The sequence below is a fragment of the Baekduia sp. genome (genome assembly GCF_035996765.1).
GTDB lineage: Bacteria > Actinomycetota > Thermoleophilia > Solirubrobacterales > Solirubrobacteraceae > Baekduia.
The window spans coordinates 1-23381 of sequence record NZ_DASYJG010000079.1; the positions used below are offsets into that span (position 1 = coordinate 1).

30 protein-coding genes are annotated in these 23381 nt (G+C 70.7%); 18 read left to right on the forward strand and 12 right to left on the reverse strand.

The window, feature by feature from the left end; translation table 11 throughout:
• On the reverse strand, positions 1 to 250 hold a 250-nt coding region (locus VGO10_RS17510), incomplete at its 3' end, for an FxsA family protein (protein ID WP_327470741.1).
• A 41-nt stretch (positions 251 to 291) separates the two neighbouring features.
• Positions 292 to 579 (reverse strand): STAS domain-containing protein, encoded by a 288-nt coding sequence (locus VGO10_RS17515; protein ID WP_327470812.1) that lies wholly within the window; start codon positions 577 to 579, stop codon positions 292 to 294.
• A gap of 72 nt (positions 580 to 651) precedes the next feature.
• Here VGO10_RS17515 and VGO10_RS17520 point away from each other — a divergent pair, with 72 nt between their 5' ends.
• Both VGO10_RS17520 and VGO10_RS17525 read left to right on the forward strand, forming a co-directional pair.
• Entirely contained in the window at positions 652 to 948 is a 297-nt protein-coding gene (locus VGO10_RS17520) for a metal-sulfur cluster assembly factor (RefSeq protein WP_327470743.1), read from the forward strand.
• A gap of 71 nt (positions 949 to 1019) precedes the next feature.
• Positions 1020 to 2630, forward strand: coding sequence for a S8 family peptidase (locus VGO10_RS17525; protein WP_327470745.1), 1611 nt, complete (start codon positions 1020 to 1022; stop codon positions 2628 to 2630).
• Here VGO10_RS17525 and VGO10_RS17530 read toward each other — a convergent pair.
• On the reverse strand, positions 2627 to 4081 hold the full coding sequence (locus VGO10_RS17530) for a wax ester/triacylglycerol synthase family O-acyltransferase (protein ID WP_327470747.1): 1455 nt from the start codon (positions 4079 to 4081) through the stop codon (positions 2627 to 2629). The genes VGO10_RS17525 and VGO10_RS17530 overlap by 4 nt on opposite strands.
• A gap of 124 nt (positions 4082 to 4205) precedes the next feature.
• On the opposite strand from VGO10_RS17530, the gene VGO10_RS17535 reads away from it, so the two are divergent.
• From VGO10_RS17535 to VGO10_RS17545, 3 genes are all read left to right on the forward strand, one after another.
• Positions 4206 to 5228 carry a M28 family metallopeptidase gene (locus VGO10_RS17535; protein ID WP_327470749.1) on the forward strand — a complete coding sequence of 341 codons (1023 nt, stop codon included), beginning with the start codon at positions 4206 to 4208 and terminating at the stop codon, positions 5226 to 5228.
• A gap of 78 nt (positions 5229 to 5306) precedes the next feature.
• Positions 5307 to 6290: a 4-hydroxy-3-methylbut-2-enyl diphosphate reductase gene (locus VGO10_RS17540; protein WP_327470750.1), complete on the forward strand. Its 984-nt coding sequence runs from the start codon at positions 5307 to 5309 to the stop codon at positions 6288 to 6290.
• A 66-nt stretch (positions 6291 to 6356) separates the two neighbouring features.
• Positions 6357 to 7025: a GGDEF domain-containing protein gene (locus VGO10_RS17545; protein ID WP_327470753.1), complete on the forward strand. Its 669-nt coding sequence runs from the start codon at positions 6357 to 6359 to the stop codon at positions 7023 to 7025.
• On the opposite strand, the gene VGO10_RS17550 is transcribed toward VGO10_RS17545, so the two are convergent.
• Positions 7009 to 7317 (reverse strand): metalloregulator ArsR/SmtB family transcription factor, encoded by a 309-nt coding sequence (locus VGO10_RS17550; RefSeq protein WP_327470755.1) that lies wholly within the window; start codon positions 7315 to 7317, stop codon positions 7009 to 7011. The two genes, VGO10_RS17545 and VGO10_RS17550, sit on opposite strands and share 17 nt — an antisense overlap.
• Positions 7317 to 7724, reverse strand: a complete 408-nt coding sequence (locus VGO10_RS17555; protein WP_327470757.1) for an SRPBCC domain-containing protein — start codon at positions 7722 to 7724, stop codon at positions 7317 to 7319. Before VGO10_RS17555 ends, VGO10_RS17550 begins: the two co-directional genes overlap by 1 nt.
• 72 nt (positions 7725 to 7796) lie before the next feature.
• Between VGO10_RS17555 and VGO10_RS17560 the strand changes: the two genes are divergently transcribed.
• Complete coding sequence (locus VGO10_RS17560) at positions 7797 to 8417, forward strand: ATP-dependent Clp protease proteolytic subunit (RefSeq protein ID WP_327470759.1); 621 nt, start codon at positions 7797 to 7799, stop codon at positions 8415 to 8417.
• A 63-nt stretch (positions 8418 to 8480) separates the two neighbouring features.
• Complete coding sequence (locus tag VGO10_RS17565) at positions 8481 to 9596, forward strand: metallophosphoesterase (protein WP_327470761.1); 1116 nt, start codon at positions 8481 to 8483, stop codon at positions 9594 to 9596.
• Here VGO10_RS17565 and VGO10_RS17570 read toward each other — a convergent pair.
• Positions 9593 to 10342, reverse strand: a complete 750-nt coding sequence (locus VGO10_RS17570) for a DipZ protein (protein WP_327470763.1) — start codon at positions 10340 to 10342, stop codon at positions 9593 to 9595. The two genes, VGO10_RS17565 and VGO10_RS17570, sit on opposite strands and share 4 nt — an antisense overlap.
• A 164-nt stretch (positions 10343 to 10506) precedes the next feature.
• Here VGO10_RS17570 and VGO10_RS17575 point away from each other — a divergent pair, with 164 nt between their 5' ends.
• From VGO10_RS17575 to VGO10_RS17590, 4 genes are all read left to right on the forward strand, one after another.
• The gene (locus VGO10_RS17575; protein ID WP_327470765.1) at positions 10507 to 11232 is read left to right on the forward strand and encodes a hypothetical protein; all 726 of its coding nucleotides are present in this window, start codon (positions 10507 to 10509) and stop codon (positions 11230 to 11232) included.
• A gap of 168 nt (positions 11233 to 11400) precedes the next feature.
• Complete coding sequence (locus VGO10_RS17580) at positions 11401 to 11865, forward strand: hypothetical protein (RefSeq protein WP_327470767.1); 465 nt, start codon at positions 11401 to 11403, stop codon at positions 11863 to 11865.
• Positions 11862 to 13271: a fenitrothion hydrolase gene (locus tag VGO10_RS17585; protein ID WP_327470769.1), complete on the forward strand. Its 1410-nt coding sequence runs from the start codon at positions 11862 to 11864 to the stop codon at positions 13269 to 13271. Before VGO10_RS17580 ends, VGO10_RS17585 begins: the two co-directional genes overlap by 4 nt.
• Positions 13268 to 13456, forward strand: a complete 189-nt coding sequence (locus VGO10_RS17590; protein WP_327470771.1) for a hypothetical protein — start codon at positions 13268 to 13270, stop codon at positions 13454 to 13456. Before VGO10_RS17585 ends, VGO10_RS17590 begins: the two co-directional genes overlap by 4 nt.
• Here the strand turns inward: VGO10_RS17590 and VGO10_RS17595 are convergent.
• The 4 genes from VGO10_RS17595 to VGO10_RS17610 are packed head-to-tail and all read right to left on the reverse strand — an operon-like array spanning position 13442 to position 16895.
• Positions 13442 to 14035, reverse strand: a complete 594-nt coding sequence (locus tag VGO10_RS17595) for an SCO family protein (RefSeq protein ID WP_327470773.1) — start codon at positions 14033 to 14035, stop codon at positions 13442 to 13444. The two genes, VGO10_RS17590 and VGO10_RS17595, sit on opposite strands and share 15 nt — an antisense overlap.
• An 11-nt stretch (positions 14036 to 14046) precedes the next feature.
• The gene (locus VGO10_RS17600) at positions 14047 to 15213 is read right to left on the reverse strand and encodes a hypothetical protein (RefSeq protein WP_327470775.1); all 1167 of its coding nucleotides are present in this window, start codon (positions 15211 to 15213) and stop codon (positions 14047 to 14049) included.
• 54 nt (positions 15214 to 15267) lie between these two features.
• Positions 15268 to 15900: a response regulator transcription factor gene (locus tag VGO10_RS17605; protein WP_327470777.1), complete on the reverse strand. Its 633-nt coding sequence runs from the start codon at positions 15898 to 15900 to the stop codon at positions 15268 to 15270.
• Positions 15897 to 16895, reverse strand: a complete 999-nt coding sequence (locus VGO10_RS17610) for a sensor histidine kinase (protein ID WP_327470779.1) — start codon at positions 16893 to 16895, stop codon at positions 15897 to 15899. The genes VGO10_RS17605 and VGO10_RS17610 overlap by 4 nt, the downstream gene beginning before the upstream one ends.
• Before the next feature lie 231 nt (positions 16896 to 17126).
• Between VGO10_RS17610 and moeB the strand changes: the two genes are divergently transcribed.
• The 7 genes from moeB (at position 17127) to VGO10_RS17645 (ending at position 21768) form a co-directional block, all read left to right on the forward strand.
• Positions 17127 to 18311 (forward strand): molybdopterin-synthase adenylyltransferase MoeB, encoded by a 1185-nt coding sequence (gene moeB, locus VGO10_RS17615; RefSeq protein ID WP_327470781.1) that lies wholly within the window; start codon positions 17127 to 17129, stop codon positions 18309 to 18311.
• A gap of 73 nt (positions 18312 to 18384) precedes the next feature.
• Positions 18385 to 18660 carry a ubiquitin-like small modifier protein 1 gene (locus VGO10_RS17620; protein ID WP_327470783.1) on the forward strand — a complete coding sequence of 92 codons (276 nt, stop codon included), beginning with the start codon at positions 18385 to 18387 and terminating at the stop codon, positions 18658 to 18660.
• 66 nt (positions 18661 to 18726) lie between these two features.
• Positions 18727 to 19701 (forward strand): cysteine synthase family protein, encoded by a 975-nt coding sequence (locus VGO10_RS17625; RefSeq protein ID WP_327470785.1) that lies wholly within the window; start codon positions 18727 to 18729, stop codon positions 19699 to 19701.
• A 45-nt stretch (positions 19702 to 19746) separates the two neighbouring features.
• Positions 19747 to 19923: a twin-arginine translocase TatA/TatE family subunit gene (locus VGO10_RS17630; protein WP_327470787.1), complete on the forward strand. Its 177-nt coding sequence runs from the start codon at positions 19747 to 19749 to the stop codon at positions 19921 to 19923.
• Positions 19924 to 20007: 84 nt separating this feature from the next.
• On the forward strand, positions 20008 to 20409 hold the full coding sequence (locus VGO10_RS17635) for a M67 family metallopeptidase (protein ID WP_327470790.1): 402 nt from the start codon (positions 20008 to 20010) through the stop codon (positions 20407 to 20409).
• Positions 20396 to 20899, forward strand: a complete 504-nt coding sequence (locus tag VGO10_RS17640) for a hypothetical protein (protein ID WP_327470792.1) — start codon at positions 20396 to 20398, stop codon at positions 20897 to 20899. Before VGO10_RS17635 ends, VGO10_RS17640 begins: the two co-directional genes overlap by 14 nt.
• A complete protein-coding gene (locus tag VGO10_RS17645) occupies positions 20896 to 21768 on the forward strand; it encodes an NAD(P)H-binding protein (protein WP_327470794.1) in 873 nt (290 codons plus the stop codon). Before VGO10_RS17640 ends, VGO10_RS17645 begins: the two co-directional genes overlap by 4 nt.
• Here VGO10_RS17645 and VGO10_RS17650 read toward each other — a convergent pair.
• Together VGO10_RS17650 and VGO10_RS17655 are read right to left on the reverse strand one after the other, a co-directional pair.
• Positions 21758 to 22702, reverse strand: a complete 945-nt coding sequence (locus VGO10_RS17650; protein ID WP_327470796.1) for a DUF1152 domain-containing protein — start codon at positions 22700 to 22702, stop codon at positions 21758 to 21760. The genes VGO10_RS17645 and VGO10_RS17650 overlap by 11 nt on opposite strands.
• A 12-nt stretch (positions 22703 to 22714) precedes the next feature.
• Complete coding sequence (locus tag VGO10_RS17655; RefSeq protein WP_327470798.1) at positions 22715 to 23344, reverse strand: DUF1802 family protein; 630 nt, start codon at positions 23342 to 23344, stop codon at positions 22715 to 22717.
• Positions 23345 to 23381: the final 37 nt, after the last annotated feature.

Consider the following 23381-nt stretch of genomic DNA (forward strand, 5'->3'; position numbering starts at 1 on the left):
CGCCGCCGAAGATCACCAACACGCCGTCGAGGACCTCTCGCGCGGGCATCCGACCCTCCGTCAATGCCGTCTGAAAGCGCCGCCCCGCCGCGCGGCCCTGCGACTTCATCAACAAGCTGCCGAGGATCGAGTCGACGATCAACAGGACGATCGTCCAGAGCGCGCCGATCGCCTGGCCGACCTGGATGATCACGTAGATCTCCAGGATCGGGACGACCACGAAGAGGGCCAGCAGGAGCAGAAAGGGCATCCGGGCCCGAAGGCTACGCGGTCGACGCGCGTGCCCGCGCGCTACGCCGGTGAGGGCGCCGGATCCAGGATCACGTTTGGCAGCCGGTGCAAGCCGACCAGCTCGATCAGCCGCTGGATCTGAGGCTGAGCCCCGCGAAGGCGGAGGTGCCCGCCGGCCTGGCGCAGACGCTGGGCCACCATGGCGAGGTCGACCATCAACGAGGGATCGGCGAAGACCAGCTCGTGAAGGTCGACGAAGACCGTGTCGTCCGCATGCAGCGCGCGCGACATCGCAGGACGTCGCAGGCTCTGAGTGGACCGGTCCTCGTCTCCCGCACAGCAGATCACCGGAGGGTGTTCGCTGTAAGAGACGATGGCGGCTCTCAACCTATCCTGAAGGTCGGGCTAGACTCAAGGTCTATGCCCTCCCCCGAGGATGTCGAAGCCGCTCTCACCAACGTGATCGACCCCGAACTGGGTCTGGACTTCGTCGAGCTGGGCCTGATCTACGGAATCGGGGTCTCTGCCGGCGACGTGCACGTCACGTTCTCGCTGACCTCGCCCGGCTGTCCCATCGGCCCACAGGTCTCCGAGCAAATCCAAGAGTTCGTGACCGAGCTTGACGGCGTGACCTCCGTCGAGTCCACCATGACGTTCAGCCCGCCCTGGACGCCGGACCGGATGTCCGAAGACGCGAAGTTCGCGCTGGGCTACTAGCCCGGCACTCTTCGGAACCTCTTATGCGGTCGGCGCTCGTCGTAGCGGCGATCGGGGCTTCGCTTCTGGCGTTGCCCGGGATCACCGACGCCCGCACGAGGAACGCCGACGCGACCACGGGCCGCCTGCTCGTCACGCTGAAGCGGACGACCGCTGCGCACGCCGCAGCCGTGCACGCCGTCCTCGCGCACGCCGCCGGTGCCCGCGCCGCCGACGTCGACGTCCCGCAGCTGCGCCTCGCCGCCGTCCGGCCGCGCGCCGGCACCTCGCTGCGCTCCCTCGCCGACCGTCTGCGCGCCGACCCCCGCGTCGCCGACGTCCGGCTCGAGCGCCGCTTCACCCTGCGCTACGTCCCCAACGACCCGGGCTTCAGCACCCCCGAGCGCGGCGAGAACGGCACCGTCACCGAGTGGTGGGCTGCGCGCGAGAACTTCCCGGCCGCGTGGGACATCACCCGCGGCGACGGCGCCCGCGTCGCGATCATCGACACCGGCGTCGACGGCGCGCACCCCGAGCTGACCAACAAGATCGTCGCCACCGCCGACTTCGACGACAACTTGGGCGACGGTCCGCCGACCGTCGACGAGGACGGCCACGGCACGCACGTGGCGTCGCTGGCCTGCGGCCAGTCCGACAACGGCATCGGCATCGCCGGCGCCGGCCTCGGCTGCGACCTCCTCATCGCCAAGAGCGACCTCACCGAGAGCAGCGTCGCCAAGGCGCTCGTCTGGGCCGCCGACAACGGGGCCGAGGCCATCAACATGAGCTTCGGCACCGATGGGCGCTTTGCCGCGGCGCCCGCGATCGTGTCGGCGCTGCACTACGCCAACGACAAGGGCGCGGTGCTCGTTGCCGCGGCCGCCGACGACCCGATCCTCGAGCAGGGTGACCCCGCCAACGTCCTGCAGCCGACCGACAGCGGCTCGGACATCAACCAGAACCTCGGTCTCTCGGTCACCGCGGCCAACGCCGCCGACGCTCGCGCGTCGTTCGCCGGGCGGGGCACGCAGATCTCGATGGCGGCGTACGGCACCTACGGCCCGGGCGGGTCCACCGGGTTGCTCGCCGCGTTCCCGTCGCAGACCACCAACCTGGAGCGCGGCGACCCGACGCGCAAGATCGCGCCCTGTCATTGCCGCACCGCGATGGGCGACGACCCGCGCTACGCCTACCTGCCGGGCACGTCGATGAGCGCGCCGCAGGTCGCCGGCGTCGCGGCGCTGATGCGCCACCTCAACCCGGACCTCCCGCCGGCCGACATCGTGCGGATCCTCAAGCAGACCGCCAAGCGTCCCGCGAACGTCGCGTGGACGCCCGAGCTGGGCTGGGGGATCCTCGACGCCGGCTCGGCGCTGGCGGCCGCGCGCTCGGTCGACGCCCACCCGCCGACCTCGCAGCTGCAGCGCCCGAAGGTCACCGGCCGCTCGATCGTGCTGCGCTGGCGCGGGGAGGACGACGCGGTCGCCGGCGTCGTGGCCTCCGGCGTCGCGCGCTACGAACTCTGGCGCTCAACGCCGGGTCACAAGGCGCGGAAGATCGCGACGACGCGACGGCATTCCATGCAACTGCGCGGCAAGCGCGGCGCGCTGTACCGCTTCTTCACGATCGCCATAGATAACGCGGGCAACCGCGAGCTGCCACCGGCCAAGGCCGACGCGAGCGTCCGCGTCGCCCGGCGTTAGACCGGCGAGCCGACTCGGGAAGCGCCGTTGGCGCTGGCCTTCGCGGGCGCCTTGCGCCGGCGCGCCAGCGCGAGCAGCTCGGCCAGCGACGCCTCGATGCCGTCGCCGATGCGGTCCAGGTCGGGCAGCGCGTCGTAGTCGCCGAGCAGCCCGAAGTTCATCTGCCCGTTGTAGGACATGATCGCGATCGCCAGCGAGTGGCCTTTGGGCAGGAACGCGACGGGGAAGACGTCGTGCATCTCGCGGCCGCGGACGTACAACGGCAGCTGCGGTCCCGGCACGTTGGTGACGATCAGGTTGAAGAGCCTGGTCGAGAAGTTCAGTCGCGAGGCCTGGGCCAGAATGGTCGGTGGCGCGAAGCTCTGCACACCGGTCAGGACTTCGGCGCCAACCGCCTGCTTGGACTCCTTCAGGCCGTCCATCGACGCCTTGACGGCGCGCAGCCGCGCGATCGGGTCGCCGATGTAGACCGGCAACGGCCCGCGCATCACCGTGATGCGGTTGCCGAGATCGCCTTTCTCGTCCTGTGCGCGGGTAGAGACCGGAACCAGCGCGCGCAGCTCCAGCCCCTCGGTGCGCATGCCGCGCGAGTGCAGCCAGTCGCGCAGCGCGCCGCTGACGACGGTCAGGACCACGTCGTTGACGGTGCCGCCAAACGCGTTCTTGACCTCCTTGAAGTCCTCGAGCCGGTTGCGCACGACGCGGTAGCGCCGATGCGGGCCGATCTCGACGTTCAGCGGCGTCGCCGGTGCGGGGTTGAGCCCGGCCCACGCGACCTCGCCGAGGCCCTCGGCGGCTTCGCCGAGCGCGCGCAGCGTCGCCTGCGGGTTGCGCACGATGCCCAGCGCGCTGGCCGTCGCACCCGCTGCGGCGCGCGCCAGGCCGATGGCACCACCGGCGACGAGCTCGGCGCCCGTCGGCTCATGTCGGGGCTGCCACGGCTCGTCGGAGTGCGGGACCTCCGGCGGGACCGGGGAGAGGTCGAACATCACGGTCGCCAGGTCGACGCCGCTGATGCCGTCGACCATCGCGTGGTGGGTCTTGCTGATCAGCGCGAAGCCGCCGTCGTCCAGCCCTTCGATGATCCACATCTCCCACAGCGGCTTGGAGCGATCCAACTGCTGGGACATGATCCGCGCGACGAGGCGCATCAGCTGGTCCTCGGAGCCGGGCGAGGGCAGCGCGGTCTGACGGACGTGGTACTCGAGGTTGAACGTGGGGTCGTCGACCCACAGCGGACGCCCGGTCTCCAGCGGCGGTTGCGCGAGCCGCTGGCGGTAGCGCGGCACGAGGTGCAGGCGCGTCCGAATGTGGTCGAGCATCTCCTCGTAGCCCGGCGCCGGGCCCTCGCAGATGACGAGGCCACCGATGTGCATGTGCGACGCGGGCCCTTCTTGCGCCAGGAACGACGCGTCGACCGCCGTCAGCCGATCCAGATGCTGCTGTGCCATCCCAGACTTCCCCCGATTTCCACGTCGTCGACTGTCAGCTTACTCTGTAAACGCCAGCGGTGCAGGGCATTCACTCAGCCCCTGATGGGGCTCCGCGCCCGGTCATGCCGGTACCGTCTTGCGGGTGACTGCCGACGTGCCCGACGCCGCCGAAGCGCCCGACGGACCCGTCGCTCCCCGCGTGGACAACGGCGATGGCGGCGGCCGCCTCTCGGTCAAACTGCTGGTGGTCGCGCTGGTCGGCCAGTTGGTGCTCTTTGGTGGGCTGATCGCGCTGACCGTCCATGGGTTCCCGTTCTTCAGCGGCGCCAACCATGACGACGAGCCGCTGGCGACGAGTCAGCGCGCCGGCACGGTGCCGAGTGCCAACGTCAACCGCTTCGACGGCGGGCGCGCGATGGCGACGGCCAAGATGCAGATCGACGCCGGGCCGCGCCCCGCGGGCTCGCCGGCGCTGCGCCGGGTCGCGGTCAAGCTGCGCGCCGAGCTGCCCAACGGGCGCTTTGAGAACGTCCTGGCAAAGCCCGGTCTGCGCAACATCGTCGGCGACCTGCCCGGCCCCGGCCCGGTGATCGTCATCGGCGCCCACTACGACACCATCAACCGCCCCAAGGGCTTCGTCGGCGCCAACGATTCGGCCGCCGCGGTCGGCGCCGTGGTCGAGCTGGCCCGCGCGCTCAAGAAGGTGCAGCGCAGCGCGGTCTCGCCGGGCATCCGCTTCGTCCTCTTCGACGGGGAGGAGGAGCCCGCGCCGACCAGCGACTTCTACGCCGATGCGCTGCGCGGCTCGAAGTCCTACGTCCAGCTCCATGCCGAGGAGGTCCGGGCGATGGTCCTCTTGGACTACATCGGCAACAAGGGCGTGCGGCTCCCGCGCGAGGGGTCCTCGACCTCCTCGCTCTGGGACGAGGTCCGCGCGGCGGCCAAGCGCGTCGGGGTCCAGGCGATCTTCCCCGACAAGACGCAGACGAGCATCTTCGACGACCACACGCCGTTCCTGCGGGCCGAGATCCCGGCCGTCGACCTCATCGACTGGTCCTATCCCTACCAGCACAAGCTGACCGACACCTACGACAAGCTCTCCGAGCAGAGCGTCGACGCGGTGGGGGAGACGATGGTCGAGCTGATCCGCTCCTGGCCGTCCTAGGGGAACACTGGCCCAGGGGGGGCGAAACCCGCGGCCCGGTAGGGACCCACGCTCCCAGGCGTTCTACAATTGGCACCAATGGCCGCGACCGTCGAGAAGCTCCTCCTTGCGGCCCCGCGCGGCTACTGCGCCGGGGTCGACCGTGCCGTGCAGACCGTGGAGCGCGCGCTCGAGCTCTACGGGGCGCCGGTCTACGTCCGTAAGGAGATCGTCCACAACAAGCACGTGGTCGAGCAGTTGCGCGAGCGCGGCGCGATCTTCGTCGACGAGCTCAACGACACCGTGCCGGAGGGCGCGACTACGGTCTTCTCCGCCCACGGCGTCTCGCCGGCCGTCCACGAGGACGCGCAGCGGCGGGGGCTGCAGACGATCGACGCGACCTGCCCGCTGGTGACCAAGGTCCATCGCGAGGCGGTCAAGTTCGCCTCCGAGGGCTACACGATTGTCCTCATCGGCCACGCCGGCCACGAGGAGGTCGAGGGCACGATGGGCGAGGCGCCCGAGCACATCGTGTTGGTCGAGACCGAGGCCGACGTCGACGCGCTCGAGGTCGACGACCCCGAGAAGATCGCCTACATCTCGCAGACGACGCTGTCGGTGGACGAGACGCTCACCATCATCAACCGGTTGCGCGCGAAGTTCCCGGCGATCACCGGTCCGCGTACGGACGACATCTGTTACGCCACCACCAACCGCCAGGCGGCCGTCAAGCAGATGGCGTCGCACTGCGACCTGCTGCTGGTGATCGGCTCCAAGAACTCGTCGAACTCCAACCGGCTCGTGCAGGTCACGCGTGAGCTGGGCACCGACGCGCATCTGATCGACGACGTCTCAGAGATCGACGAGGCGTGGCTCGAGGGTCGCCGCGTCGTGGGCATCTCCTCCGGCGCCAGCGCGCCCGAAGAGCTCGTGCAGCGGCTCGTGGACTTCTTCCGCGCTCGAGGTACCGAGCAGGTCGAGGAGTTTCAGGTCGTCCAGGAAGACGTGCGCTTCATGCTGCCCAAGGCCATTCGCCAGGCAATGGTCGCTGCGGGCCAGACGCCCGCGCCCGCCGGCGCGTAGACGTTCGCTGGACGCAGGGTTTCTCGCCTCAAGCGGGAGGTCAGCTGTCCGACCACATGGTGCGGAATGTCCCTCCGCACTCCCACCCTGGGCGTTGTCTGCCAGACCGCGCTCGCGCTCGCCGGCTGCTTTGCCGGCGTGGTGCTCGCCGACTGGCCGTCGGCCACCGCGTGCTTTGCCGCCTGCGCCGCGACCGCGGTTATCCGCGCCCGCGATGCTGAGCGTGCCGCCGCCGAGTGGCAGCGCCGCTCGGAGCGCGACCCGCTGACCGGCGTCGGCAACTACCGCAAGCTGCACGAGCGGCTGCACACCGCGACCGCCGTTGACCCGCAGCGGTTCGCGCTGCTGACGCTCGACGTCGACTCCTTCAAGGAGATCAACGACGCCCACGGCCACCTGGAGGGCGACCGCCTGCTCCAGGAGGTCGGCCGCGTGTTGGTTGAGAACGTTCGCGGGACCGACGTCGTGGCCCGGCAGGGCGGCGACGAGTTCTCCGTGCTGCTGCCCGAATCCGATGGCGAGGGCGCAGCGCTGCTGGCCCAGCGCATCGAGGACGCGCTGGCCACGATCGCGGCGGCCGACGCCGCACCGGTGCGCGCGTCGATCGGCGTCGCCGTCTTCCCGCAGGACGGCGCGACTGCCGGTGACCTGCTGGAGAAGGCCGACCTGGACCTGCGCGCCACCAAAGAGCGTCGCCGCGCCGCGCTGGCCGGCGCTCCTACAGCTGCCGCTTGAGCCGCTCCAGCCGCGTGTCCCACTGGGCACCCGCGGCGACCATCCACGCCATCGCGCCCGCCAGCGGCTCGGGCGTGAGCCGGTAACGCGTCTCGCGGCCGGCGTGCTCGGCTGAGGCGAGCCCGGCGTCGCGCAGTTGGGCGAGGTGCTTGGCGATCGCCTGGCGGCTGACTGGGAGCTCACCGGCCAGCGCTGAGGCGGTCAGGCCGGGGTGGGCGGCGAGCAGCCGCACGACCTCGCGGCGGGTGGGGTCGGCGAGGGCGGCGAAGACGGGTCCGGGATCGCGATCCATTACGCCGCAAGGGCCATCTGCGGCCCGCGCGCGGAAGCCGAGGCGTGCAGCGTGCGGATCGCCGCCACGCGCAGCGCCAGGACCGGCACCTCGACGATCACCATGCGGGTGCGCTGATCGCCGTCGTCGTCGAGCGTCAGCTCCACCAGCGACGGCTCACCGCCGGGGGCGCACCAGGACAGCGCGACGCGCCGGCCCTCCTGCACCTCCTCGATCGTGACGTCGCGCAGCTCGCCGTCCTCGGTCACGGTGCCGGAGGCGCCGGGGGCGACCTCGTCGAGGTCGACGTCGTCGGCCAGCCAGGTCGCCAGGCCCTCGGGCTCGGCGACGAGCGCCCACACCGCGTCGCGCGGAGCGTCGAGGACGGTCTCGCGCCGGACGGCGCCCAGCTCTTCGTGCAACTCCATGGTTGCGAATGCTAGCGTGTCGGCAAATGTGCAACCAAATGGTTGCGTGAAGACCGGATAGGAGCCTGACTCATGCCCCTCGTGCCCATGGTCGTCGAGCAGTCGCCACGCGGCGAGCGCTCGTTCGACATCTACTCGCGCCTGCTCAACGACCGCGTGGTCTTCCTCGGCAGCGTGATCGACGCCGAGATCGCCAACCTCGTCGTCGCCCAGCTGCTGCACCTCGAGGCCGACGATCCCGACAAGGACATCAACCTGTACGTCAACTCGCCGGGCGGCGACGCCTACGCGGCGCTGGCGATGTATGACGCGATGCAGTTCGTCACCTGCGACGTGGCGACGATCTGCTGTGGCATCGCAATGTCGGGCGGCTCGCTGGTGCTGGCCGGCGGCGCGGCCGGCAAGCGCAGCGCGCTGCCCAACGCGCGGATCCTGATCCACCAGCCCCACGGCTCCTACCAGGGACAGTCCAGCGACATGGAGATCCACGCCCGCGAGGCGATCGCCCTTCGCCATCGCTACGAGGAGATCTACGCCCACCACACCGGCCAGGACCAGGCGCGGATCAAAGCCGACATCGAGCGCGACAACTACTTCACCGCGCAGGAGGCGACGGGCTATCGCTTGATCGACCGCGTGATCGCCAGCCGCCATGAGGCACAGACGGCCCGCAAGGCGGCCGGGCTGGGGTAGCCCCTGGCGCGGCGCGCGCGATGTGCATCGGCCGCGCGGGCGGGCCGGATACCCTCGCGGCCGATGCGCACCCTCGTCATCTCCGACCTGCATCTCGGTGGCCGCACCGGCGTTGACGTTCTGCGCGACCCCGTGGCGCGTGAGCCGTTGTTGGTGGAGTTGGCGCGGACATCGCGGCTGGTGCTCCTCGGTGACACGCTGGAGCTGCGCCACGGGCCGGCACGTGAGGCGCTGGCGCGAGCCCGGCCCGCGCTGGAGGCGATGGGCGCGGCGTTGCCGGCCGGCGCGGAGGTCGTCCTCGTGCCCGGTAACCACGACCACGCGCTGGCCGCGCCGTGGCTGGACGGCCGCGCCCAGCGCCCGCTCGGCCACGAGACGCGCGTCAAGCCCGGGACGGCGTCAGCGCTCGCGCGCCAGGTTGCGGGCTGGCTGGGTGGCGGTGGCGACCACAACGTCGGCGTCGAGATCGCCTATCCGGGCATCTGGCTGCGCCCCGATGTCTATGCGATGCATGGCCATTATCTTGATCCGCACGGGACCGTGCCGACCTTCGAGCGTCTGGCCGCCGGGGCGATGAGCCGGATGGTCGGCGCTGTAGGGGATCCCGCGGTCGCCGAGGACTACGAGCGCGTGCTCGCCCCGCTGTATGCCTGGATCACGAGCGCCGCCCAGCGTGCCGCCAGGGAGGGGTTGGGCGCCGGCGCAGGTCGCGCGGGCAAGGCCTATGAGTTGCTCCAGGGCGACGGCCACCAGCCGGTCCGCGCGCGGCTGCTGACCGCGGTCTTCCCGCTCGGCATCCGCGGGCTGAACCTGCTCGGCATCGGCCCCGTGCGCTCCGACCTCTCCGGCGACGCGCTGCGCCGCAACGCCCTCGACGCGCTCGGCGAGGTCGTCGGCCGCCTCGGCATCGAGGCCGAGCACGTCATCTTCGGCCACAGCCACCGCGCCGGCCCGCTGGCTGACGATGACGTCACCGAGTGGCGCACGCCATCCGGCGCCTGGCTGCACAACAGCGGCAGCTGGGTCCACGAGCCGGTCTTCACCCAGGCCGCCGGCACCGCCAGCCCGTACTGGCCCGGCGGCGCGATCCTCGTCGAGGACCGCGGCGCGCCGCAGCTCCTACGGCTGCTGGCCGACGACGACCTCGTACGAGACGACGCGGACGCCGACGCCGCTTAGGCGTCGGGCGCCAGGCCCGGCGTGAAGCAGACGGCGTGGCAGGTGACGCCGTCGCCGAGCTCGAGCTCGAGGACCGCGGCTTCATGATGGCCATGGTCGACGAGCAGGTGGGCGCCGGTGAAGCCGACCGGACGCTCGTCGCCGTTGACCGTGATGGTTCCCTCGCCCTCGAGCACCGCCCAGACCGCGCCCGCCTCGTAGGGCCCGGAGTAGGGGCCCTCGACGTCGGGCGTCGGCACGACGATGCGGGCATCGGGATCGTCCTCGGGATGCAGATAGGCGACGGGCTCGGCGTCGACGTCGAGCAGCTCTTGGATCGCCGCTTCGGTCTCGTGGTAGCCGCCCTCGCCGAAGTGCACCTCGAAGAGCCGCAGCTCCTGGTTGAACAGGTAGCGCGACGGCCAGCCCTGGTTCTCGTAGATCTGCCAGAGCTGCAGGTCGGTGTCGAGCAGCACGGGATGCTCGATGCCCAGGCGCTCGACGGCCGCGGCGACCGCTTCGGGATCGCGGCCGGGCGCGAAGCCCGGCGCGTGGACGGAGATCACGCGCAGGCCGGCCTCGGCGTAGCGCGCGTGCCAGGCCTGCAGGTAGGGCAGCGTGCGCAGCGAGGCGGGCCGGCAGAAATCCCAGAACTCCAGCAGCACCGGGCGGCCGCGCTGCTTGTCCATCCGCAGCGTCGCGACGTTGAGCCATGGCAGGCTCGCGGGGAACATCGGGGCGGCGATGGTGTCGGTGGGAACGCGCACGGCGCGCGACGCTAGCAGCGCACCCAATCAGGCGGCCGGCCGCGCAGATGAATGCGCCGGGATGTTCGAAGGGACCGTAACTTTTGTGCCCCTGAGGGTCTAAGTAAGCTGCGCACCTGTCCCGCGAACCTTTAGGAGAAGCTTTGCGCAAGGTCTCTCTCGTGGTGGCTCTCATCGCCACGATGCTCTGTTTCACCGCCGTCGCCCTGGCCCAGTCGGGCGGCAACATCTACGGCGTCACCGGCAAGATCGCCAGTGGTGGCACCAAGGCCAAGCCCAAGCATGTGGGCGTGGTCTTCAACTACACGGTCAAGCCCGCGGTTGACGGCACCCTGTCCCAGCCCGTCTCGACGTACAAGATCCACTTCGACGGTCTGAAGTTCAACACCAAGGGTATTGCCAAGGGCAAGTACTGCAAGGCTTCGGCGATCACCGCCGCCGCGTCGGATGCCAGCTGTCCCAAGGGCACCCACGTCGGCACCGGCAAGGTCAACGCGCTGGTCGGTCACGCGGGCAACCCCGTGGATCCCGCGTCGAAGTGCAACCTGAACCTCGACATCTACGCCGGCGGCCCGAGCAGCCTCGCGCTGTTCCTGCACGGCACGCCGCCGGACTGCCTCACGACGATCAACCAGGCGATCGACGCGAAGCTGAAGAACGACTCGACGGGCTCGTCGCTGACCTTCTCGGTCCCGCCGAACCCGCTGCTGCACCCGGCCCCGGGGCTGGACGTCGGCATCACGAGCGTGTCGTCGAACATCGCCAAGGGCAGCGGGACGAAGGGCGTCTTCACGTCCACCGGCTGCAAGGGCACCCGCAAGGTGAAGGTCACCTTCACGGCCGAGGCCGGCGGGACGGGCACCGCGGAGAAGTCTGCGGGCAAGTGCTAAGCATCTGACGCACAGCAGTTCTGAGGCGAAGCTGTCTCCGCGAGGGGCGGGCCATCTGGCCCGCCCCTCCGTCGTTGTGCGGCCGGCGTAAGCGCGCTGACGGGGCCGGGCGACGGTGACAACGAGCCGCTGCGACGGTCCGCTGCGCCGTCCCTTAGGTTGTGCCGCATGTCCTCTCGCGCCCGTATCGGGATCGTCGTGGCGGCGGTGGTCGTGCTGGTGGTGGGATTCATCATCGCCAACGGCTCCGGCGATGACGACAAGGCCAAGACGACCGCGGACACGACGGCCGTCGCGCCCGCCCCAAGCGACACGACGGCGACCGGCGGCACCGCCACGCAGGCGACCACGCCGCCGCCGTCAGCGCCCGCGGTTCCGACCGTCACGGTCGTCGACGCCAAGCCGCAGGGTGGCGTCAAGCGCATCACCTTCACCAAGGGCGACACCATCAAGTTCAGGGTCAAGTCCGACACGGCCGACGAGATCCACTTCCACGGCTACGACGTCCACAAGGACGTCAAGGCCGGCGGCAGCGCGACGTTCTCGGTGCCGGCCACGATCGAGGGCCGCTTCATCGTCGAGCTCGAAGACCACGGGACCCAAATCGCCGAAGTCGAGGTCGACCCCTCGTGAAGGGCCTTCGCGTTGCTGCGGGCTCGCTGGCGATCGCGCTGGCGCTGCCCGCCTCGGCGTCCGCGCACGGCCTCGTCGGCAAGCAGGACCTGCCGATCCCGCGCTGGCTCTTTGCCTGGGCTGCAGCGGTCGTGCTCGTCGCCTCGTTCGTCGGCCTCGCCGTGCTGTGGGCCACGCCGCGCCTGCAGACCGTCGTCGAGCGGCGGCGCTTCGGCATCTCCCGCGCGCTGGAGATCGTCTTCGGCCTGCTGGGGATCGCGCTCTTCGTCTTCGTCATCTACGCCGGCTTTGCGGGCACGCAGGCGGCGACGGCCAACATCCTGCCGACGGTCATCTACGTCTTCTTCTGGGTCGGCATCCCGTTCGTCACCGTCGTGTTCGGCGACGTCTTCCGGGCGATCAACCCGTGGCTGGCGGTCGGCAAGGGCGTCGGCTGGGTGATGAAGCGCACCGGCGCGGTGGAGGGCGTCGAGCCGCTGCCCTACCCAGCGTGGCTGGGGCGCTGGCCGGCCGTGGCCGGCGTGTTGATCTTCGCCTGGGTCGAGTTGGTGTACGCCAACAAGGACGACCCGTCGCAGCTGGCGATCATGGCCTTGGCTTACGCCGCGGTGCAGTTGGTCGGCATGAGCCTCTACGGGGTCGAGATGTGGTCGCGGCGCGGCGACGCGTTCGGCGTCTACTTCGGGATGTTCGCGCGGATCTCGCCGCTGCACTGGCGCGATCGCGCGCTGTTCACGCGCCCGCCGCTGGGCGGCGCGCCGGCGCTGACGCCCGTAGCCGGCACCGTCGCGCTGCTCTGCACGATGATCGGGACGACCAGCTTCGACGGCTTCTCCCAAGGCACGACGTGGAACTCGATCGTGCCCCATCTGCAGGACTTCTTCGGCAGTCTCGGTCTGAACGCCGAGCACGCGCTGGAATGGGCGGGGACCGTCGGCATCGTCGTCATGTGCTGTCTGATCGGGCTGCTCTACCGGCTCGGCGTGATGGGGATGCACACGGTCGGCCGGCGGCTGTCGACCCGTGAGCTGTCCGGCGCGTTCATCCACACGCTGATCCCGATCGCCTTCGCCTACGTGCTGGCCCACTACTTCTCGCTGGTCGCTTACCAGGGCCAGGCGATCGGGGCGCTGGCCTCCGACCCGCTCGGCGACGGCTCCAACCTGCTCGGCACGGCGGCCGACACCATCAACTACACGTGGATCAGCGCGACGGGCATCTGGTACGTCCAGGTCGCCGCGCTCGTGCTCGGCCACGTCGCCGGCCTCGCGCTCGCCCACGACCGCGCGCTGGCGCTCTTCACCAAGGCGCGCGACGCGACGCGCTCGCAGTACTGGATGCTCGCGGTCATGGTCGCCTTCACCAGCCTCGGCCTCTGGCTCCTCTCGGCGGCGGCCCAGCAGTGACCATCGCCGGCCTCATCCTGGCCCACGCCGGCCACTGGTTCGCGGGCCTGCTGTACCTCGCGCCGGTGTTGATCGTGGTCGGTGCGCTGGGGTATCAGAGCTGGAAGGACAAGCGGCTCGGGGACGACGAGGATGAGGGCGCGGGCCCCGATGTCGACCAGACGCCCGTCTCAGGCCCCCAGTAACCGCAGGTCGTGCGCCAAGCCCTCCGGCGTCAGCTTGTCCACCGGCCACCCGACCCGCTGCACGCCATGAGCATCCACGAGCACGACGTAGGCGGAGTGCTCGAACTTCTTGCTCTGCGGCTGGATGCCGTAGGCATCCCAGATCGGCTCCAGCTGCGCGCGGTCGCCGAGCAGGAAGCGCATGCGCTTGGTCAGGCCCTGCTGGTTGACGAAGCGGCGGGCGTTGAGCTTGGTGTCATTGGCCGGATCGACGGAGATCGCCAGCGTCGGGACGTCCTTGCCGAGTTGATCCAGCGCGCCTTTGATCTGCTGGGCGGTCAGCGGGCAGGTGTCGCGGCAGGTCGAGTACATGAAGGTCAGCATCACCGGCTGCCCGCGGTACTGGTCCAGCGTGGCGACCTTGCCGTCCTGATCCTTGAGCGCGAAGTCGATCGGCGGGATGCCGGGCGGCCGCAGCGCGCCGTCGAAGCCTGCCCCGCCGGCGTGGTCGCTGCCACCTGTGAAAAGGACGACGCTGAGCGCGGCGACGAGGACGAACGTCGCCGCGAGCATCATCGCGAGGCGGGCGCGGACCGGCATCGGTCCGCCGGTCAGGCGGCGGCGGTGCCGTCGTCGTCAGGCTGCGGCGCCGAGCCGGTCTCGATGGCCTCGTCGGCCGAGACTTCGGGCGTCTCGGGCGCACTCTCACCCTCGACTTGAGCCTCAGGCTCAACCGTCGTCGTGGCCGGCGTGACCGGCGGATCTGGCTCTGCAGCGGGGATCGCGACCTCGTCGACGGTCTCGGACGCGACCTCCTCAGCGGGCGCCTCGGCCGACGGGAAGAGCGCGGCGAGCTCGTCGAGACCCTTGATCTTGGCCCCGGAGAACTCGCCGAAGGAGGTCTGCTGGCGGCTGGAGCGGGCGTCTTCGCGCTTGGCACGGCGCTGCTCGTCGCGACGCTTGTCCTCCTCGTCGCGCCGGCGCCGGTCCGCCTGGCGGTTCTCGCGCTCGAGCAGATCGCGCTTGGGCAGGATCACCTGGGCGGCCTTCTCGGGCTCCAGCGAGGCGATCATCTCGGCGGCCATCGCCTGGCCGAGGGCTTGGGCGACCTCGCCGGACGGGTGCGAGCTCTTCTTCATCCGGCGCGCGGTGTGCGCGGCGCGGGCCAGTTGCTTGGCGGCGTGCTGGGAGACGGGCCGGCGGGCGCCCTTCTGGAAGCCGCGGACGTTCTCGGTGACCTCTTCGCGCAGCTTCTCGGGGAAGCCGCGGAAGAGCTCCTTGAGCTCGGCGACGTCGAGCTGGTCGCGCGTGGCGGCGACGGCGGCGCGCAGCTCCGGCCACGGCAGCGGCTCGCGCTTGGGCTTCTCCTGCAGGCGCTTCTTGACGACCGGGAGCGTCTTCTCCTCGGCGACGCCAAGGATCTTGGGTCCGACAGTGCTCACCCCGCCCGCCGCGACGGGCGTGGTGCGCTCGCGCGCCTCGGGCGTGGCAGGCTGCTCGATCGCCGCCTCAGATGCGGGCGCTTCGGCCTCGGGCGCGGCGGGCGCCTCGACCTCCGCGGCCGGCGCCTCAGCCTCGACCGGCGGGTCCGGGCTCGGCGCCTCTTCCGCAGCAGCAGGGGCCTCGGTGGCCTCCGGCTCCGGCGTCGTCGCTTCGACGGGCTGGCGCTCCGGCGCGGCATCGGTCGGCTCGGCCACGGGGGCCTGCGACTCTGCGGCCGGCTGGGCCGGCTCCTGCGCCGCGACGGCGCCCTCGGGATGCTCCTGCTGCTCGCTCACCACCCTCAAGGATGCCCCATCGGACAAGTGGACGTCGGGCCGAGGTCCTAAGGCCTACGGCTCGATCAGCCCGCGGCGGATCGCATAGCGCACGAGCTCCACACGATCGCGCATGCCGAGCTTGCGCAGCAGGTTGCCCCGGTGGGACTCCACCGTCTTCTCCGAGAGGTGCAGGATCTCGCCGATCTCGCGGTTGGTGTGGGCCTCGGCGATCAGCTTGAGGACCTCCTGCTCGCGCGGGGTGAGCGGCTCGGCGGGCCCGGTGCTGTCGTCGGCCATCCACTCGCGCACGAGCGCGCTCTGGGCGGCATTGGTCAGGAACGGCTCGCCGCGCACGACCGCGCGGACGGCGTCGACCAGGAACTGGTCGGCTTCCTTCTTGAGCACGTAGCCACCGGCGCCGGCCTTCAGCGCCTCGAAGAGGTAGCGGTCGTCGTCGTGCATCGAGAGGATCAGGACGGCGGTGTCGGGCGCCTGCTGGCGGATCTCGCGCGCGGCCTGCAGCCCGGTCAACTTGGGCATCGAGACGTCCAGGATGCAGACGTCGGGCCGCTGCGCCAGCGCGCGCTCGACGGCCTCTGCGCCGTCGCCGGCCTCGGCGACGACCTCCATGTCGGCCTGGCGCTCGAGCAGGAGCTTGAGCCCGCCGCGGACGACACCGTGGTCGTCGGCGATCAGCAGCTTCATGCGGCGGCTTCGCTCTCTGACGCCACCCACAGGTCGCGATCCAGCCGCAGCTCGACGGCGGTCCCCCGGCCGGGCGTCGAGGTCACCTGCACCCGCCCGCGCGCCAGGCGCGCGCGCTCGCGCATCCCGACGAGGCCGATGCCATCGGACGCCTCGGTGGTCGTGAAGCCGGCGCCATCGTCGACCACGCGGACGACCGGCCGGCCATGGTCGCGGCCGATCTCGACGACCACGTTGGACGCGCCGGCATGGCGGGTGATGTTCGACAGCGACTCCTGCACGACGCGGTAGACCACGGTCTGCTCGTGGTCGGCGAGATCGGTCAAGGGGTCATAGCAGCGCAGCGCCGCGGGCACGCCCGTCTGCGCGCTGAAGCGCTCCAGCTGGTTGCGCAGCGCGGCCTCCAGGCCGTGGTCGTCCAGGGCGGCGGGGCGCAGCTCGCGGGCGAGGCGCAGCAGCTCGTCCATCGCGGTGACCGCAACGGCCTTGGTCTCACGCAGCTCCTCGCGGAGCTCTTCCGGCGCGCTGTGGACGTGGGCCTCCAGCCGCAGCAGGACGGCCGTCAGCGCCTGGTTGCACTCGTCGTGCAGGTCGCGCGCGACGCGGGCGCGCTCGCTTTCCTGTCCCTGGAGCACGGCGGCCGCGGTCCGCGTCCGCTCGTCCTCGAGCCGGCCGAGCATGCGGTTGAACGCCTGCACGAGCCGGATGACGTCCTCAGAATCGGCCTCGGGCACATCGGCGCGCTGGCCGGGGCTGGCCAGGTCGATGCGCTCCATCACGTCGATCAGCTTGTCCAGCGGCGCGAAGCGGCGCCGCAGCACGACGCCGTTGACCAGCACCGCGCAGAGGATGCCGGCGACGAGCACAAGCGCCTGGCGGAAGCCGCCGACGTCGTCGAGCGACAGGCGTGCAGCGGCGATCGCCGCCGCGCCCGTGGCGAGGATCAGCAGCGCGTTGACCGTGAGGATCTGGGTAGCGAGCGTCGGCTTGCGCATGTTGGGGTCTAGACCCCATATCGGCCGCTGTGACCAAACCCGATACTCCTGGTGCAGCAAGTCCCGGCCGGAACCTTGAGCAGTCCCGGTGCGGCAAGTGGCGAGGGACCGTCTATCTGGCGCCGGGGGGCGCTCCAGGTAGACGGTCACCTCCACGTTCTCATCGGCGTTCGGCCGCGCTACACTTTCTGAAGCGCGAATCCCGACCGACGTTCAGGTGAATACAGCCCGATGAGCCCCTCCGGCGCCGAGTACATCAAGCAGGTCAAGGCCCAGATCGACGAGATCGACCCCTCCGCGGTGAGCGAGATCCTCGGCGCTGACGGCGTGGTGATCATCGACGTGCGCGAGAGCGACGAGTGGGACGCCGGGCACATCCCCGGCGCGAAGTTCGTCACCCGCGGCCACCTGGAGTCCCGCATCGAGGGCGCCGCCCCGGATCGCTCTGAGCGCGTGATCCTCTACTGCGCCTCGGGCAACCGCTCAGCGCTCGCCGCCAAGACGCTCAGGGAGCAGCTCGGCTACGAGCACGTCGAGTCGATGACCGGCGGCTACACGCTGTGGAAGGACCGCGGCTACGCCGTCGAAGTCCCGCGCACGTTCACGCCCGAGCAGCGCCAGCGCTACTCGCGCCACTTCCTGCTTCCCGAGGTCGGGGTCGAGGGTCAGCAGAAGCTGCTCGACGCCAAGGTGCTGCTGCTCGGCGCCGGCGGCCTCGGCTCGCCGACCGCGCTTTACCTCGCTGCGGCGGGTGTCGGAACGCTCGGCATCGTCGACGACGACACGGTGGACGTCTCCAACCTCCAGCGCCAGGTCATCCACACGACCGCGGGCGTCGGCACGCCGAAGGTCGACAGCGCCGAGAAGGCGATCAACGACCTCAACCCCGACGTGGTCGTGCGCAAGTACGAGACGCGCCTGGACGCCTCCAACATCGTCGACATCATCAAGGACTACGACATCGTGGTCGACGGCGTCGACAACTTCCCGACCCGCTACCTGCTCAACGACGCGTCGGTGCGTCTGAAGATCCCGGTGGTCAGCGCGGCCATCCTCGGCTTCGAGGGCCAGCTCAGCGTCTTCGCGCCCTACCAGGGCCCGTGCTACCGCTGTCTCTTCCGTCAGCCGCCGCCGGCCGAGCTCGCGCCATCCTGCGGCGCCAACGGCGTCCTCGGCGTGCTGCCCGGGACGATGGGCCTGCTGCAGGCCACCGAGGTCGTCAAGCTGATCATTGGCGAGGGCGACCCGCTGATCGGCCGCCTGCTGATCTACGACGCGCTCGGCGCGACGACGACCGAGCTGAAAGTGCGCCGCGACCCGGAGTGCCCGATCTGCTCGCGCGAGCCATCGGAGATCACCGACGAGGAGCTCGGGGTCTTCCCCGACTACGAGGCGTTCTGCGCCGCGGCGGGTTAGTGGGCGCCGTCGTGGATCGCGCACGATGCACGCACCCGACCCCCGACGACACCCACTAGGGTCCTCACCAGCTATGGCAAAGATCCGCATTCCCCCCGTGCTGCGCCCCTCCGTGGGCGGCGAGCGTGAGGTCGACGCCGACGGCGCGACGGTCGGCGAGGTGCTCGAGGGCCTGGCCACCGCGCACCCCGACACACGCGGCCAGCTCTTCGGCGACGACGGCGCGCTCAACCGCTACGTCAACGTCTACCTCAACGACGAGGACGTCCGCGTGCTGGACGGCCTGACGACGCCGGTCGGCGCGGGCGACAGCCTCGTGATCCTGCCCGCCATGGCCGGCGGTTCGTAGCGCTCCTGCCGCACCGGCAGCGTCGCTCTGTCCAGGGGTCAGAGCGGCGCTATATTTCCTGAAGTCATGGCTGTCCCGCCCCTTCAGAACCGGCCCTGCGGCGGTCGCTACGGCGACATCGTGCAGGCGATCGGCAACACCCCGCTGGTCGAGTTGCGCCGGTTGTCGCCCAAGCCGGGTGTGCGCATCTGGGCCAAGATGGAGTCCCACAACCCGACGGGCTCGGTCAAGGACCGCGTCGCGCGGGCGCTGATCGAGGACGCCGAGGAGAAGGGCGCGATCAAGCCCGGCACGACGATCCTGGAGCCGACGTCGGGCAACACGGGCATCGCGCTGGCGATGATCTGCCGGCGCAAGGGCTACAAGCTGAAGGTCGTCATGCCCGACAACGTGACGCCCGAGCGTACGCAGCTGCTGACGATGTACGGCGCCGAGATCGTGTACTCGCCCGGGGACCAGGGCTCCAACGGCGCGGTCGCCATGGCCTTGAAGATGGCCGAGGGCGACGCCTCGTACTACATGCCCTACCAGTACGGGAACCCGGCGAACCCGCGGGCCCACTACGAGGGCACCGCACCGGAGATCCTGCAGGAGCTCGACGGCAACATCTCGGCGTTCGTCGCCGGTTTGGGGACCGGCGGCACGCTGATGGGCAACGGCCGGCGCTTCAAGGAGGAGCTCGGCGACGCGGTCAAGATCGTCGCCGCAGAGCCCATGCAGGGCGAGCCGGTCCAGGGCCTGCGCTCCCTGGACGACGGCTTCATCCCGCCGATCATCGATCTCTCGGTCCTCGATCGCAAGATCTTCGTGACCAACCGCGACGCGATCATCTGGACGCGCAAGCTGCTCGACGAGGAGGGCATCTTCGCGGGCGTCTCCTCGGGCGCAATCGCCTCGATCGCGGTCCGCATCGCCAACGAGATGGACGAGGGCAACGTCGTCTTCATCGTCTGCGACGACGGCTGGAAGTACCTCTCCTCCGGCATTTACACGCTGCCGGTCGACGAGGTCGCCAACCTCGAGTCGACGGTGTGGTGGTAGCAAGAACTTAAGAAAACGCCCCCGCCCTGCCGATACCCTTGTCGTATGCCCGGCGTCGGATTTCCTGAACTGCTCGTCATCCTGGTGATTGCCCTGATCGTCCTCGGTCCCAAGAAGCTGCCCGAAGCGGGCCGCGCCATGGGCAAGGGGATGCGTGAGTTCAAGGACTCGCTCAACGGCGTCGCCGACGACGACGAGAAGCCCGCGATCAAGTCTGAATAGGCGGAACGCTCGCCCAGGGGGCGAGGTCCCGTCGCGAGTGTTCGCCCAGGGGGGGCGAAACTCGCAGCGATATCGTGCCGGGTGATGCAGATCGCCCCGGACCTCCTGCAGCAGATCGTCGACCACGCGCTCCAAGACGCGCCGGACGAGTGCTGCGGCTTTGTCTGGCTGCGCGATGGCGTGGCCACCGAGGTGGTGCGCGTGGAGAACACCGCGCACAGCCCCTTTCGGTTCGAAGTTGGGCCGAGCGACCTGCTCGCGCTCGCCGACGCTGGCGATGACGGCCTCGACGCCATCATCTACCACTCGCACACGCGCTCGGCCCCGCGGCCGTCGCAGACCGACGTGAACTTCGCGGCCAACTGGCCCGGCGTCGAGTGGTTGATCGTGGGGACGGCCGGCGCCGAGCCGGAGGTGCGCAACTGGCGCATCGACCCCGATGGCACGGTCACCGAGGTCGAGGTTCTGGTGGATGCCGGGGTCTGAGCCCCTCGTCTGCCCGTCCTGTGCCACACCGCACCCGCTGGAGGATCGCTTCTGCCGTGACTGCGGCATGCCGCTCGTCTACGCCGGCTCGCTCGGCGTCGACGCGCCGGTCACCGACCGCCAGGAGTGGGCGCGCAAGATCAAGCCGCAGCTCGCCGAGGGGGAGCTGGTGAAGGTCGCCTCCGGGCGCCACCAGGCCGAGGCGGAGCTGATCCAGGGCCTGCTGCTGGAGGAGGGCGTGCCGTCGATGCTCAAGCGCTCGGCGGGCTTCGACGTCCCGGACATGCTGGCGGCGGGGCCGCGGGACGTGCTGGTGCCACGCTCTGGCGCCGAGGTCGCGCGTGAGGTGCTGATGCAGGCCGAGATGTTGGGGGTGGGTGGGCCGAATTCCTCTGGCGTGGACTCGCCCTCGCGGATCCTGTTGGGCGTGCTGAGCGCCTTCGTGTTGGTGGCGTTGATCGCCTGGCTCGGAACGGAGCTGCTGCTGTGACGATCGCGGTGACCGGCGCCACGGGCGCCCTGGGCTCGCGCGTGGCCGCGCGGCTGGCGGCCCGCAAGGTTAAGCAGTTGCTGGTCGTCCGCGACCTCGCGCGCGTGCCGGCGATCGCCGGCGTCGAGGCGGTGGAGATGGGCCCGCGTGGCTATCGGGACCAGACGGCGTTCACCGAGGCGCTGGGCGGCTGCGAGACGCTCTTTCTCGTGTCGGGCCGCGAGGCCGCCGAGCGCGTCGTCGAGCACGCGCACGCGGTGCGGGCGGCGGTCGATGCCGGCATCGCGCGGATCGTCTACACATCGTTTCTGGGCGCCGGCCCCGATGCGACCTTCACCTTCGCCCAGGACCACTACGCCACCGAGCAGCTAGTCCGCGAAAGCGGCTTGGCCTATACCTTCCTGCGCAACAGCCAGTACTTGGACTTCGTCCCGCTGCTGGTCGGCGACGACGGCGTGATCCGTGGGCCCGCGGGCGAGGGCAAGATCGCGTGGGTGTCGCGCGACGACGTCGCCGATGTTGCGGCTGCGGTGCTCGCTGAGGGCGGCGAGCAGCACGACGGCAAGACCTATGACTTGACCGGCCCCGAAGCGCACACGGTCGCCTGGGCGGCCGAGCAGCTGAGCGCCGCCACCGGCCGCGAGATCCGCTTCTCCAACGAGGGCGTGCAGGCGGCCTACGAGTCGCGCGCGCATCTCGACGCGCCCGACTTCGAGGTCGACGGCTGGGTGACCTCCTACGTCGCCATCGGGACGGGGGAGCTGGACGTCGTCTCCGACGCGGTGCCGCGCATGGCCGGCCATCCCGCCCAGGAGCTGCCGGCCTGGCTGGCCGCCAACCCAGACGCCTGGGCACCCCTCAAGGCCTGATCGCCGCGTCCCGCTCGTAGTCGAGCTCGGTGCGGACGCCGAGGGCGGTGAGGACCGCCTGTGCGGCGTCGAGCGACGGTGCGTCGGCGACCGCGGCGGCCAGCCGCGCGGCGCTGCCGATGGCGATCAGCGGATCGAAGCAGACGAGGCGGCCGCCGTCGGCGGTCAGCGGCACGGAGCGTCGGCCGCCGCGGATCGGGACCACGCCGGTCTCGCCACGGGCGCAGCGGACGGCCATCGCGCTGGCCTCGGTGGTGACGTGCGCCAGCGCGCCCTCGACGCGGTCCAGCGCAGCGGCAGGGAGCGGCAGGTCGCCGAGGTCGCCGCCGGCGGCGCGGACCTCGTCGAGGCGCTCGAGCACCTCGGCCGGCGTGAGCTCGCCGTCGCAGCCGATGCCGAAGACGATCCCGAGCGTCGGCGTCGCCATGCGGGGCGCCGCGGCCAGGACGGTCGCGTCGGCCAGCGGGCTGGCGAGGCCGGGCTCGTGGCCGTGGGCCAGGACGTCGCCGCCCACGTCGAGCAAGACCACCATGTCGCATGCGAGGTGCGCGGCAGCGGCGTCGAGGCCGGCCGCGACCACCGCCGGACCGGGGTTGGGGTCGACCAGCACGACCGGCTCGCCGAGGAAGGCGGCCATGTCGGCCTCGCAGAAGCGAAAGCCGCCGGGGCCAACCGTGTCTGCGCCCGCGAGCGCGACCGCTTCGTGCAGCGGTTGGGCGCCGGAGATCTCCTCCAGGCGGCGCGGGCCGGGCAGCGGATCCACGGGCCGTCGCTCCCAGGTGATCCCGCCGATGATGGCGTCGGTCCCGAGCGCGCGGGCCGCTTCGGCCGCCGCGAGCGCGCCCACGACATCGCCGCCCCCGCCGATGCCGACGACCAAGATCCGCTGAGCGGCGGCGACCAGACCCATCGCTCGCCGCCGCTCTGCGGTCACATCAAGCTGCTGCTAGACCAGCGCCGGCACGCGCGCATCGCAGATCTCAGCGATCTGCTCGCGGGCGCGGTCGAACTCGTCGTCCGACAGCACCGGGGTGCCCTCGAACGGCAGGTCGCGCGTGATCTCCAGCCACGAGCGACAGCCGGCGAACTCGTCCTTGACCCGCACGGTGACCGGCCGCGGAATGCGGTAGGCGCGCAGGAGGACGACATGCAGCGGATGACGACGCTTCCACGCCAGGCGCTTCTCGGCGTAGTCGGTCGTCCATACGTAGTAGGGGGACAGCTCAGCGACCGTTCGGGGGTCGGTGATCGTCCAGCTGGCAGCCACCTCGGCCCACGCACGAATACGCACGCGGTCGGGCTGGCCGATGCCACCATCGCGAGTCAGCGCGTGAAGCGGCGGCTCGCCATCCGGCCAGACGCCCTCTTCGAGCGCGCGGCGGAGCTCCGGCTGGTGCGACGGGCGCACCAAGTCGTAGCGCTGGTGGTCAAATGTCGGGTAGAGGAAGAAGCGGTCATGCTCGAGGCTGAAGTTCCGACGCGGCTCGCCGACGCCACCCTTTCGCAGGGTGACGAGCTGCTCGCCCTCGGCGAGCGCGCGGACAGTGACCGCCCATTCCTTGATCGCAATAGGCATAGAGGGGGTTTCAGAGAGAAATTAGACGACAGAAATC